The sequence below is a fragment of the Chelatococcus composti genome (genome assembly GCF_014201415.1).
Lineage (GTDB): Bacteria > Pseudomonadota > Alphaproteobacteria > Rhizobiales > Beijerinckiaceae > Chelatococcus_A > Chelatococcus_A composti.
Genome location: NZ_JACHEH010000003.1, coordinates 498,764 through 510,545 on the forward strand (window position 1 = coordinate 498,764; position 11,782 = coordinate 510,545).

At 68.0% G+C, this 11,782-nt stretch carries 10 protein-coding genes and 1 other RNA gene; all 11 read left to right on the forward strand.

The window, feature by feature from the left end; translation table 11 throughout:
- Positions 1 to 395 precede the first annotated feature (395 nt).
- The 11 genes from HNQ73_RS08550 (at position 396) to murD (ending at position 11,781) form a co-directional block, all read left to right on the forward strand.
- Positions 396 to 824: a lytic transglycosylase domain-containing protein gene (locus HNQ73_RS08550; protein WP_183334194.1), complete on the forward strand. Its 429-nt coding sequence runs from the start codon at positions 396 to 398 to the stop codon at positions 822 to 824.
- Between the two features lie 125 nt (positions 825 to 949).
- Positions 950 to 1,642 carry a lytic transglycosylase domain-containing protein gene (locus HNQ73_RS17940; protein ID WP_244649953.1) on the forward strand — a complete coding sequence of 231 codons (693 nt, stop codon included), beginning with the start codon at positions 950 to 952 and terminating at the stop codon, positions 1,640 to 1,642.
- 89 nt (positions 1,643 to 1,731) lie between these two features.
- Positions 1,732 to 2,128: RNase P RNA component class A (rnpB, locus tag HNQ73_RS08560), an RNA gene on the forward strand.
- A gap of 488 nt (positions 2,129 to 2,616) precedes the next feature.
- Positions 2,617 to 3,123, forward strand: coding sequence for a division/cell wall cluster transcriptional repressor MraZ (gene mraZ, locus HNQ73_RS08565; RefSeq protein WP_183334196.1), 507 nt, complete (start codon positions 2,617 to 2,619; stop codon positions 3,121 to 3,123).
- Positions 3,123 to 4,163, forward strand: a complete 1,041-nt coding sequence (rsmH, locus tag HNQ73_RS08570; RefSeq protein WP_373284884.1) for a 16S rRNA (cytosine(1402)-N(4))-methyltransferase RsmH — start codon at positions 3,123 to 3,125, stop codon at positions 4,161 to 4,163. The genes mraZ and rsmH overlap by 1 nt, the downstream gene beginning before the upstream one ends.
- Positions 4,160 to 4,552, forward strand: a complete 393-nt coding sequence (gene ftsL / locus HNQ73_RS08575) for a cell division protein FtsL (RefSeq protein WP_183334200.1) — start codon at positions 4,160 to 4,162, stop codon at positions 4,550 to 4,552. Before rsmH ends, ftsL begins: the two co-directional genes overlap by 4 nt.
- A 7-nt stretch (positions 4,553 to 4,559) precedes the next feature.
- Positions 4,560 to 6,332: a peptidoglycan D,D-transpeptidase FtsI family protein gene (locus HNQ73_RS08580; protein WP_183334202.1), complete on the forward strand. Its 1,773-nt coding sequence runs from the start codon at positions 4,560 to 4,562 to the stop codon at positions 6,330 to 6,332.
- The gene (locus HNQ73_RS08585) at positions 6,329 to 7,807 is read left to right on the forward strand and encodes a UDP-N-acetylmuramoyl-L-alanyl-D-glutamate--2,6-diaminopimelate ligase (RefSeq protein ID WP_183334204.1); all 1,479 of its coding nucleotides are present in this window, start codon (positions 6,329 to 6,331) and stop codon (positions 7,805 to 7,807) included. The genes HNQ73_RS08580 and HNQ73_RS08585 overlap by 4 nt, the downstream gene beginning before the upstream one ends.
- Positions 7,804 to 9,237: a UDP-N-acetylmuramoylalanyl-D-glutamyl-2,6-diaminopimelate--D-alanyl-D-alanine ligase gene (locus HNQ73_RS08590; RefSeq protein WP_183334206.1), complete on the forward strand. Its 1,434-nt coding sequence runs from the start codon at positions 7,804 to 7,806 to the stop codon at positions 9,235 to 9,237. Before HNQ73_RS08585 ends, HNQ73_RS08590 begins: the two co-directional genes overlap by 4 nt.
- A gap of 17 nt (positions 9,238 to 9,254) precedes the next feature.
- Positions 9,255 to 10,361, forward strand: a complete 1,107-nt coding sequence (mraY, locus tag HNQ73_RS08595) for a phospho-N-acetylmuramoyl-pentapeptide-transferase (RefSeq protein ID WP_183334207.1) — start codon at positions 9,255 to 9,257, stop codon at positions 10,359 to 10,361.
- A 4-nt stretch (positions 10,362 to 10,365) separates the two neighbouring features.
- Entirely contained in the window at positions 10,366 to 11,781 is a 1,416-nt protein-coding gene (gene murD, locus HNQ73_RS08600; RefSeq protein WP_183334209.1) for a UDP-N-acetylmuramoyl-L-alanine--D-glutamate ligase, read from the forward strand.
- Position 11,782 lies beyond the last annotated feature (1 nt).

Consider the following 11,782-nt stretch of genomic DNA (forward strand, 5'->3'; position numbering starts at 1 on the left):
AGAATGCCATTTTACGCGTCACGAGTTGCAACACAATTTCTCCTCGTCACGCAGTGGTTGCTTTGTGCACCGAAAGTTCTGCAAGTTTCCTGTTGATAATTTCTTATTATTACAAATAATAGTATACGCAATATAAATATTTAGCAATGCGGCATTCATAAAAAGTGTATGTCGTCTACTTTAACATTTAAATTCCCCGGCATTGCCCGATATATGCCTCATTCGTGAGAGAATTCCTCCGTCTATTCGATGGATATAGCATCAGTGACGGGGTGTTTATGGTAGGGCGGCTGGCGATCTGTTGCGCCGCGCTCGCGGTGTCAACTTCGGCCTGCGTTCAGGCGGATGGGGATGGTGCGGCGGGGGTCGCGGGCGACATCGTGGACGCGGTTGTCATGCCGGTTCCGCGCCCTGCGGATCTCGGCAGGCGCGTGGCGGCGGAGGAGGGGCGGGCACACGTGCGCGCGCTCATCGCTCGCCATGCGGCCGGGCGTGGCGTTCCTGTCGACCTCGCCGATGCCGTCGTCCGCCTCGAGAGCAACTACAACCCCCGGGCCCGCAACGGCGACAATCTGGGGCTGACGCAGATCAGTTACGCCACGGCGCGGGCCTACGGTTACGAGGGACCGCGCGAGGGTCTGCTGGAGCCCGAGACCAATCTGACCTTCGGAATTCGCTATCTCGCCGAGGCCTATCGCCTCGCGGGTGGGGACACCTGCGGCACCGTCCTTCGCTATCAGGCCGGCCATCGCGCCCGGTCCATGACGGAGGCTGCACGGCGCTATTGCGCAAAGGTGAGGCCCCTGTTGGCGGCTCGATCATGAGGAGAAGCCGCACGACGAGCCAGTAACGGTCGATCCCGAAACAGCGCCGAGTGAAGCATGGCCGGAGCGCCTCGCTCCGGACGGGATGTCCTTTTGTGTGTGTAAGGGTGTAAGGAGTACACGTTTTGAAGAGTTTGCGATCCGCCGCTTTTGGCATTTCTTCCCTCGTCCTCGTTTCTACAGCGCCGGCGCTTGCCGAGCAGGCGGACCAGTATGAGGTTCTGTTCCAGCGGCGGACCGATATCAGCAAGATCGAGCAGAGTGTGTCGGCACCCACGCGCGAGGCAGCCCGCAGGACCGTGAAGGCGCGCACGCGGTCGCACCAGGAGGCGCTCGCCCGGGCCGAGGCGGGCGAGGACAGGGCAGGCCCGAGAAGGGGCCGGAACGTGGTGGTCAAGCATGGCCGTGCCTTGGGCTACGTCCACGCCAGCCGCGAGCGCTACCGCGCGCTCATCGCCAGGCATGCCAAGGCGCATGGCCTGCCGTTTGCCCTCGTCGATGCGGTCGTGCGGGTCGAGAGCCGATACAATCCGCGCGCCTACAACGGTGGCGCCTACGGCCTCATGCAGATCAAGTATCAGACGGCCCGTGGCCTCGGCTACCGCGGCTCGGCAGCCGGTCTCTATGATCCGGACACCAACCTGCGTTATGCCGTGAAGTATCTCGCCCAGGCCTACCAGCTGTCGGGCGGGGACACCTGCGCCACCGTGATGCGCTATCAGAGCGGACACTACGCCAAGCGCATGAACAGCGCGAACCGTGCCTATTGCTCCAAGGTTCGTACGATCGTCGCGACCCTCGGTTCGCAGGAGTCCTGATCGATCCGGCCATGATCCGTGGCGCATGCCGCCGGTGTCCTGCGCACGGCGCTTGACCCCGGCGGGTGCCATCCCATATCCGGGTTGCGCCAGTCGGCCGGGCGGCCGCTGCACCGGCCGCGCCGGTGCAGAGGAAAGTCCGGGCTCCTAGGAAACACGGTGCCGGATAACGTCCGGCGGGGGTGACCCCAGGGACAGTGCCACAGAAAGCAAACCGCCTTTCGAAGCCTTTGGCGCAGAAGGGCAAGGGTGAAAGGGTGCGGTAAGAGCGCACCGCGTCGGCGGCAACGTCGACGGCACGGCAAACCCCACCGGGAGCAAGACCGAATAGGGACGACGGGGCGCGCAAGCGCCCGGGCCTGTTTCCAGCCTTGTCGTCCGGGTTGGTTGCTCGAGGCGGTCGGTAACGACCGTCCCAGATGAATGGCCGTCACGTCCGGGGCGACCCGGGCCATACAGAACCCGGCTTACAGGCCGGCTGGCACCTTTCTTCCCCCGCTGTCATCGCAGCAGCTGCGGAGCGCGCCGGCGCCCCGCGTCCTCGTCCGTTCCGCCCTTTCTGCCACGCGCTGCCGCGCGGGCATGGGAGCGTGCGCCCCCGCGACAGGCATCTGGCACGCCGCCGGTCGCGGGCCCGGACGGATCACCTGCCGGAAATCATTGCCCCGATTGCGAAAATTCTTTGAGCAAGCCCCCGCGAGGAGGGCTTCCGAAACGCTTCGTTAACCATGTCGCGCTGTCATCGAAGCTGCTTCGACGCTTGCGCCGGAGTGCTCGATTCCATTGACGACCATAATTTCCCATGATATCCCAAATCATCCCGTCGCTGGACGTCTGGTTCGAGCTTCGCGGGGCCTGCGCCGGGGCGGCGCCGGGCTCGCGGCCGGTCGGATTCGGCGTTGGCGGCGGGGTGGGGTGCGGCAGTTGGGCCGTGGCTCTGGTGGAAGCGAACGGTGCCGTAAGGGCAGGGGGCCATGGACCGCTTCGTGTCCAACTTCACGAACCGGGTGGACGCGAAGGGGCGCGTTTCGATCCCTGCGCCGTTCCGGGCCGTGCTGGCGCGCGACGGTTTCGAAGGTCTCTATGTGCATCCGGCGCTCGACGCGCCGGCTCTGGATGCGGGCGGCAACGCCCTGCTGGCGGAGATCGATGCCCTTCTGTCGACGCTTTCACCCTATTCGGAGGAGCGCGACCATCTCTCGACCGCACTCTTGGGCACCAGCGAGGTGCTCAAGATCGATCCGGAGGGGCGCGTGATCCTCACCGACACGCTCAGGGAGCATGCGGGGCTGACCGACGCGGTCACCTTCGTGGGCCACGGGCACAAGTTTCAGCTTTGGGAGCCGGAGCGGTTCCGTGCGCATCTCGAGGAGGCGCGCGCCAAGGTCCGGGATCTCAAGAAGTCGCTCGGCGCGGTGAGGGGGTTGGCCACGCCTCTCGCCTCGAGGCCGGGCGGCATGCCTCCCGGAGCGCGGGAATGATGACGGGCCGCGGCGACGGCTCGGCCGACGCCGCTGGCGGACCGGCCCGTCATGTTCCCGTGCTCCTGGGGGAGGTGCTGGCGCATCTTTCTCCGCGCGCCGGCGGTCTCTACATCGACGGCACTTTCGGCGCTGGCGGCTACACGCGTGCCATTCTTGCGGCGGCGCCCGACCTGCGCGTTCTCGGCATCGACCGTGATCCCGACGCCATCGCGGGCGGGCAGGGGCTTGTGGCCGAGTGCGGCGGGCGGCTGGTGCTCGCCCACGGGCGCTTCGGCAATCTCGACGTGCTGGCACAGGAGGCGGGCTTCGCGCCGGTCGACGGTGTCGTTCTCGACATTGGCGTATCCTCCATGCAGCTCGACGAGGCGGGGCGGGGCTTTTCCTTCCGTCTCGACGGGCCGCTCGACATGCGCATGGAGCAGCGCGGTCCGAGTGCGGCCGACCTCGTCAATACTGCCGACGAGCGCACCCTCGCCGACATCATCTTCCACTACGGCGAGGAACGGCGGTCGCGTGTCGTGGCGCGGGCCATCGTCGAGGCCCGGAAATCTGCCCCCATCAAGACGACGCGCCGTCTGGCCGAGATCGTCGCCGGTGTCGTCCGGGCCGATCCCCACGGCCCGCACCCGGCGACGCGGACGTTCCAGGCCCTCCGGATCGCGGTCAACGACGAACTCGGTGAGCTGGTGCGGGCGCTTGTCGCGGCCGAGCGCATCCTGAAGCCGGGCGGCAGGCTCGTGGTCGTCACCTTCCACTCGCTGGAGGACCGCATCGTCAAGCAGTTCCTGGCTCGGCGCAGCGGCCGCGCGGGCGGCGGCTCGCGGCACATCCCGGGCCTCGCGGGGGCGGAGCCGACCTTCACGCTCGTCTCGCGCGGCGCCGTCGCCCCGCAGGAGGCAGAGGTGGCGGCGAACCCGCGCGCGCGCTCGGCCAAGCTGCGCGCCGGCGAGCGGACGGGCGCGCCGCCGCAGGGCGACGACGAGGCGCTGGCGCTGCTCGCGAGCCTGCCGGAGCCGAAGCGGAGGGGCGGACGATGATCGTACGGTTCCTGCACATCGCCGCCATCGGCGCGCTCGTCGCCTCGGCCGGCTACGCCTATTCCATCAAGTACGACACCATCTACCTGTCCGAGCAGGTGGCGAAGCTCAAGGCGCAGGTGCAGCGCGAGAAGGACGCGATCGCCGTGCTGCGGGCGGAATGGCAGCTCCTCACCCGGCCTGACCGGGTGCAGGCGCTGGCCGCGACCCATCTCGACCTGCAGCCGCTCTCGGTGCGTCAGATCGTGCGGCTGCAGGATGTTCCCGAGCGCAAGCCAGAGGTCGACGCTATCGGACGCAAGCTGGAAGACCTCGGTCTTGCGGCGCCGACCGCCACACCCGGCGCCGCCGACGCCGATGCGCGCACGCCCTCGACCCCCAGCCGGTGATGGAGCCATGCACGACACGGATCCGACCGTCCTGCCGCAGACCCCCGACGAGACGCCCGCCCCGCAGACGCGGGCCGCACGCCTGCGCCGCTTTCTTTCCGGCGTCTTCAGCCTGAGGGCGGAGAAGTCTCAGGCGCGCGTCGGGGTGGTGGCCCTCGGCTTTTCGTGCCTCTTCGTCGTCATCGCCGGGCGTCTCGTCATGCTGGCGGTGACCCCCGACGATCCGGGCGACCTGCGCCGGGCCTCGGCCGAGATCTCCATCGTGCGTCCCGATATCGTTGACCGCAACGGCATCCTGCTGGCGACGGACGTCAAGACCGTGTCGGTCTATGCCGAGCCGCGCAACATCATCGACAAGGACGAAGCGACCGAGCTGCTGACGGCGGTTCTGCCGGACCTCAACGCGCGCGAGCTGCGCGAGAAGCTCGGCACCAAGCGCGGCTTCGTCTGGGTCAAACGCGAGATCACGCCGCGCCAGCAGGCGGAGGTGCATCGTCTCGGCATCCCTGGCATCGGCTTCCTCACCGAGAACAAGCGTGTCTATCCCAACGGCCCGATCGCCTCGCACGTGCTCGGCTTTGCCAACGTTGACAACGAGGGCATCGCTGGCATCGAGAAATACATCGACGGGCTCGGCCTGAGGGCGCTGGCGGGGGCGGGCTTCGCCACCCAGGCGACCGACCTCGAGCCCATCAAGCTCTCCATCGACCTGCGCGCCACGCACGCGCTGCGGGACGAGCTCATCAAGGGCATGGAGAAGTACAAGGCCAAGGCCACTGCCGGGCTCATCCTTGACGTCAAGACGGGCGAGGTCATCGCGCTCGCCTCGCTGCCGGACTTCGACCCGAACAACCCCGTCGAGGCGCTCGATCCCGAGCGGATCAACCGCATCAACGTCGGCGTGTACGAGATGGGGTCGACCTTCAAGGCCATCACCACGGCGATGGCGCTCGACTCCGGCAAGGTCAACATCAACTCCACCTTCGACGCCCGCGGCGTCATGCGGTACGGCCGCTTCACAATCCGCGACTATCACGGGCAGAACCGTATCCTCACGGTGCCGGAGATTTTCATCCACTCGTCCAACATCGGCACGGCCAAGATGGCCCTGACCGTGGGTGTGGAGGGGCACAAGGCGACGCTCAAGAAGTTCGGCCAGCTCGATCGTCTGCGCACGGAGCTGCCGGAGAGTGCGGATCCGATCATTCCCCCGCGCTGGGGCGAGCTCAACACCATCACCATCTCCTACGGCCACGGTCTCGCCGTGGCGCCGATCCAGGCCGCTGCAGGCACGGCGGCCTTGGTCAACGGCGGCTATTTCATCACGCCCACCTTTCTGAAACGCACCGAGGAGGAGGCGAAGGCCATCGCCCGCCGGGTCGTGAGCCCCAAGACGAGCGAGGCCATGCGCTACATCATGCGCCTCAATGCCGAGCGCGGCTCCGCCCGCAAGGCGGCGGTGCCCGGCTATTACGTGGGCGGCAAGACCGGCACGGCCGAGAAGGTCATCAACGGTCGCTACGACCGCACCAAGAACTTCACGACCTTCATGGCCATCGCCCCGGCGGACGACCCGAAGTATCTTTTCGTGGTGCTGTACGACGAGCCCAAGGGCCTGCCGGAAACCTACGGCTACTCCACCGCCGCCTGGAACGCGGGCGTGACCACCGGCAAGGTGATCGAGCGCGTGGCGCCGCTGCTCGGGCTTCCGCCGCGCTTTGAGAAGCCGTACCGGCCATTCCCGGCCATGGCGCAGGCCGGCGCCTGGGGTATCCAATGACGGACACCGCACACATCGACGGTTTCGCCCTCGGCGACATTCTGCCGGATGCTTTCGCCGCGACGCTGCATGCATCTGTGCGCGTGCGGGGGCTCGCCTTCGATTCCCGCAGGGTGCAGCCGGGCGACGTCTTCGTCGCGCTTGCCGGCGCGCGGGAGGACGGCCGACACTACATCGCCGATGCGATCGCGCGCGGCGCCGTCGCCGTGGTTGCGGAAGGTGGCCGGCCGGCGGACCTCCCGTCGGGGGTGGTCTTCGGCTCCGTCATCGATGCGCGCCGGGCGCTCGCGCTCGCCGCCGCTCGGGTCTTTCCCCGACAGCCCGGCACGGTTGTCGCCGTGACCGGCACGAGCGGCAAGAGCTCGGTGGCCGAGTTCACGCGGCAGCTTTTCGCCGCCTGCGGCCATCAGGCGGCGAGCCTCGGCACCATCGGCGTCGTGGCGCCTTCCGGCGCCCATTACGGCTCGCTGACGACGCCCGATCCGCTCGCCCTGCACAGGACGCTCGACAGGCTCGCCGGCGAGGGCGTGACGCACCTGGCCATGGAAGCGTCCTCGCACGGGCTCGACCAGCGGCGGCTTGATGGCGTGCGCCTTGCCGCAGCGGCCTTCACCAACCTCGGCCGCGACCACCTCGACTACCACCCCACCGTCGAGGCCTATCTCACGGCCAAGCTGCGGCTGTTCCAGCGCCTGCTGCCCGAGGGCGCGACGGCCGTCGTCAATGCCGATGCGCCGGAGGCTGCGCGGGTCGAGAGCGTTGCCGCAGCACGGGGCCTGAAGGTCGTCAGCGTCGGCCGCACGGGCCGCGACATCGCCATTGCGGAGGCCGCGCGCGAGGGCTTCTCGCAGCGGCTCAGGCTGGCGCACGGGGGCATGATGCACGAGGTGCTGCTGCCGCTCGCCGGTGACTTCCAGGCCGCGAACGCGGTTGTTGCGGCCGGGCTCGCGCTCGCTGCCGGCTGCGCCATGCAGGACATCGTGCGCGGCCTCGCCGGTCTCGCCGGCGTCAGGGGGCGCCTCGAGCGGGTGGCAGAGGTCAACGGCGCGCTCGTCGTGGTGGACTACGCACACAAGCCCGATGCGCTCGCCCATGTGCTCGATGCGCTGCGACCCTATGCCACCGGGCGGCTGGTCGTCGTCTTCGGCGCGGGGGGCGACCGCGATCCGGGCAAGCGACCGATGATGGGCGCCATCGCCAGCGAGAAGGCCGATGTCGTCATCGTCACGGACGACAATCCGCGCTCGGAGGATCCCGCCGCGATCCGCGCTGCCATCCTCGCCGCAGCGCCCGGTGCGCGCGAGATCGGCGACCGCGCGGAGGCAATCCGCACCGCTGTCCGGGAGCTCGAGCCTGGGGATGTTCTCGTCGTCGCCGGCAAAGGTCATGAAACGGGCCAGATCGTCGGCTCAACGACCATACCCTTTTCCGATCACGAGGCCGTGCTCGCGGCCGTTGCAGATGTAGAACAATGAACGACGCCCTCTGGACAGGCCTCGAAATCCTCGGTGCTCTCGGCGCACGCGCCCACGGCGGCCTGCCCGACACCATCTCCGGCGTCTCGATCGACACGCGCACGATCGCGCCGGGTGATCTGTTCTGCGCGCTCGCCGGCAAGCGTGACGGCCACGAGTTCGTGGCCGATGCGCTGGCCAAGGGCGCGGCGGCGGCGCTCGTCGACGAGGCGCATTTTGAGGCCCTGTCGCATCTGGGCCCTCTGCTTGTGGCGCCGGACGTACTCGAGGCGATGCGTGCTGCCGCGCGCGCGGCGCGGGCACGCACGAAGGCACGGATCGTCGCCGTTACCGGATCCGTCGGCAAGACGGGCACCAAGGAGGCCCTGCGCCTCGCCCTCGGCAAGCAGGGCAGGACGCACGCCGCGGTTGCCTCCTACAACAACCACTGGGGCGTGCCGCTGACGCTGATGCGCATGCCGCGCGACAGCGACTTCGGCATCTTCGAGATCGGCATGAGCGCGCCGGGCGAGATCGCCGCGCTGGTGGAGCTGGTGCGGCCGCATGCCGCCATCGTCACCACCGTCGAGCCCGTGCACCTCGAATTCTTCCCCTCGGTCGAGGCCATCGCCGACGCCAAGGGCGAGATTTTCTCCGCCATCGAGCCGGGCGGCGCGGCCATCATCAACCGCGATAATCCCCATTTCGAGCGGTTGAAGCTGCACGCGGCGGCCTCTTCTGCCGGTAGCCTCGTCTCCTTCGGCGAACATGAGGAGGCGGACGTGCGCGCCGAGCGGATCATCCTCAAGTCCGACATGACCATCGTCGAGGCTCGCGTCTTCGGCGAGGCCATCACCTACCGGCTCGGCAGCCCGGGGCGCCACGTGGCGCTCAACAGCCTCGCTGTCATGGCGGCGGTCAAGGCACTCGGCGCCGACATCGCCCTGGCCGGGCTCGGCCTCGGCGACCTTGCGCCAATCGCCGGGCGCGGCGAGCGCACGCTGATGAAGGGGCCGGGCGGCACGATCACGCTCGTCGACGAGAGCTTCAACGCCAACCCCGCCTCCATGCGCGCGGCCATCAACACGCTGTGCGAGGCGGATGTGGGGCTGCGCGGCCGCCGCATCGCCGTTCTCGCCGACATGCTGGAGCTCGGCCCTGACGGACCGGCCCTGCACCGCGCGCTCGGCGAGTTCGTGGCCGAGAGCGGCGTCAATCTCGTCTTCGCCTGCGGGCCACTGATGAAAAACCTGTGGCAGGCTCTTCCGCCGGAGATGAGGGGGCGCTATGCGCAGACCCCCGCGGAGCTCGAGCCGGAACTCTTCGGCGAGTTGCGTGGCGGAGACGTCGTGATGGTCAAGGGCTCCAAGAGCACCTACGTCTCGCGCATCGTCACCACCCTCAAGGAACGCTACCCCCGTGAAGCGGCGCATGCCGAAGCGGACATGTAAGCGGAGTAAAGAAGGGCATGTTCGTCTGGCTCGCCGAATTCAGCGACATCATCCCGGGACTCAACGTTTTCCGGTACATCACCTTCCGCACGGGCGCCGCGACGGCGACTGCGCTGTTCTTCGTCTTCATGTTCGGCCCTGCCATCATCGCCGCGCTGCGCATCAAGCAGGGCAAGGGCCAGCCGATCCGTGAGGACGGGCCCCAGTCGCACCTGCTGACCAAGAAGGGCACGCCCACCATGGGCGGGCTGATGATCCTCTCCGGGCTCGTCGTCTCGACCCTGCTGTGGGCCAATCTCGCCAATCCCTATGTGTGGATCGTGTTTCTGGTGACGCTCGGCTTCGGCGCCATCGGCTTCTACGACGACTATCTCAAGGTCACGAAGCAGTCGCACAAGGGATTCTCCGGCCGCTCGCGTCTCGCCATCGAGGCGCTGATCGCCGGCATCGCCTGCATTGCCATCGTCCTCGTCGCGCGGGCGGACCTGCCGCCGACGCGCGATCTGCTGGCCACCTCCGTCGCCATTCCCTTCTTCAAGGATCTGCTGATCGACCTCGGCTGGTTCTTCATCGCCTTCGGCGTCTTCGTCATCGTCGCCGCCGGCAATGCGGTGAACCTGACGGACGGGCTCGATGGCCTTGCCATCGTGCCCGTGATGATCGCGGCGGCGACCTTCGGCTTCATCGCCTATCTCGTCGGCAACGCCATCTTCTCCAACTACCTGCAGATTAACTTCGTGCCGGGCACGGGCGAGCTCGCTGTCATCTGTGGCGCCGTGATCGGGGCGGGCATCGGCTTCCTGTGGTTCAACGCACCCCCGGCACAGATCTTCATGGGCGACACGGGCTCGCTCGCCCTCGGCGGCCTGCTCGGCACCATCGCGGTGGCGACCAAGCACGAGATCGTGCTCGCCATCGTCGGCGGCCTTTTCGTCGTCGAGGCGCTTTCGGTCATCATCCAGGTCGCCTCCTTCAAGCTCACGGGCAAGCGCGTCTTCAAGATGGCGCCGATCCACCATCACTTCGAGCAGCTCGGCTGGACGGAACCGCAGGTGGTGATCCGCTTCTGGATCATCTCGGTGGTGCTCGCGCTCGTCGGCCTGTCGACGCTCAAGCTGAGGTGAGGCGATGATCCCCGTCACCTCCTTTGCCGGCAAGCGCGTCGCCCTCTTCGGGCTCGGCGGCTCGGGCCTCGCCACGGCCGAGGCCCTGGTGGCGGGCGGGGCCGAGGTCGTGGCCTACGATGACGGGGAAACGGCGCGCGTCGCCGCCACGGCGCGGGGCATCACCGTCGAGGACCTGCGCGGCATCGCCTGGGACGAGGTCGATGCGCTCGTGCTCTCGCCAGGCGTGCCGCTGACCCATCCCGAGCCGCACTGGACGGTGCCACTCGCCCGTGCAGCCGAGGTCGAGATCATCGGCGACGTCGAGCTGTTCTGCCGCGAGCGGGCGAAGCTGATGCCGGACGTGCCGTTCATCGCTGTCACCGGCACCAACGGCAAGTCGACGACCACCGCGCTCACCGCACACCTTCTCAAGGTCGGGGGGCTCGACGTGCAGACCGGAGGCAACATCGGCACGCCGGTGCTCGCCCTCGAGCCTTTCTCTGCCGGCCGCGCCTATGTGATCGAGTGCTCGTCCTTCCAGATTGACCTTGCGCCTTCGCTGGCGCCGAGCGTCGGCATTCTTCTCAACATCACGCCGGACCATCTCGACCGCCACGGCACGATGGCGAACTATGCCGCCATCAAGGAGCGGCTGATCTCTGCCTCCGCCCTCGCCGTGATCGGCGTGGACGACGACTTCTGCCGGGCCATTGCATGCCGGAGGGTGGCACTCGCCCGGCCGCTCCAGACCATCTCCGTCGAGCGCATTCTGGAGGAGGGCTGGTCGTGGGAGCCGCACTGCATCACCTTGCGGGCGGCGGGGCCGGATGGCTCCACCGCCGTTGAGGCGCGCATCGACCTCTCCGGCATCGGCTCGCTGCGCGGGGCGCACAACGCCCAGAATGCGGCTGCCGCTGTTGCCGCGGCGATGGCGACGGGGGTGGATCTCGGGGTCATCCGCACCGGGCTGGCGAGTTTCCCCGGTCTCGCCCACCGCATGGAGCAGGTCGGGCGGGCCGGCAAGGTGCTGTTCGTCAATGATTCCAAGGCGACCAACGCTGACGCGACCGAGAAGGCGCTCTCCGCCTTCGACGGCGGCATCCACTGGATCGTCGGCGGCAAGGCGAAGGAGGGTGGCATCGCGCCGCTCGCTCCGTTCTTCCCGCGCATCGCCAGGGCCTATCTGATCGGCGCCTCCAGCGATGAATTTGCCGCAACGCTCGAGGGCAAGGTGCCCTACGAGCAGTGCGGCACGCTGGAGGTCGCGGTGGCGCGGGCGGCGGAGGAGGCAGCTGCATCGGCGCATGCCGAGCCTGTGGTGCTGCTGTCGCCCGCCTGTGCCTCGTATGACCAGTTCCGCAACTTCGAGGTTCGCGGCGACCGGTTCCGCGACCTCGTCCTCGGCCTGCCCGGCCTCGTGCCTTTCGGGAAGGAGTGAG

Excerpts from the sequence above, each read along its gene's own strand:
- HNQ73_RS08550 (WP_183334194.1), top strand. The coding sequence starts at position 396 with ATGCCGGTTCCGCGCCCTGCGGATCTCGGCAGGCGCGTGGCGGCGGAG.
- mraZ (WP_183334196.1), top strand. The coding sequence starts at position 2,617 with ATGGACCGCTTCGTGTCCAACTTCACGAACCGGGTGGACGCGAAGGGG.
- rsmH (WP_373284884.1), top strand. The coding sequence starts at position 3,123 with ATGACGGGCCGCGGCGACGGCTCGGCCGACGCCGCTGGCGGACCGGCC.
- ftsL (WP_183334200.1), top strand. The coding sequence starts at position 4,160 with ATGATCGTACGGTTCCTGCACATCGCCGCCATCGGCGCGCTCGTCGCC.
- HNQ73_RS08580 (WP_183334202.1), top strand. The coding sequence starts at position 4,560 with ATGCACGACACGGATCCGACCGTCCTGCCGCAGACCCCCGACGAGACG.
- HNQ73_RS08585 (WP_183334204.1), top strand. The coding sequence starts at position 6,329 with ATGACGGACACCGCACACATCGACGGTTTCGCCCTCGGCGACATTCTG.
- HNQ73_RS08590 (WP_183334206.1), top strand. The coding sequence starts at position 7,804 with ATGAACGACGCCCTCTGGACAGGCCTCGAAATCCTCGGTGCTCTCGGC.
- mraY (WP_183334207.1), top strand. The coding sequence starts at position 9,255 with ATGTTCGTCTGGCTCGCCGAATTCAGCGACATCATCCCGGGACTCAAC.
- murD (WP_183334209.1), top strand. The coding sequence starts at position 10,366 with ATGATCCCCGTCACCTCCTTTGCCGGCAAGCGCGTCGCCCTCTTCGGG.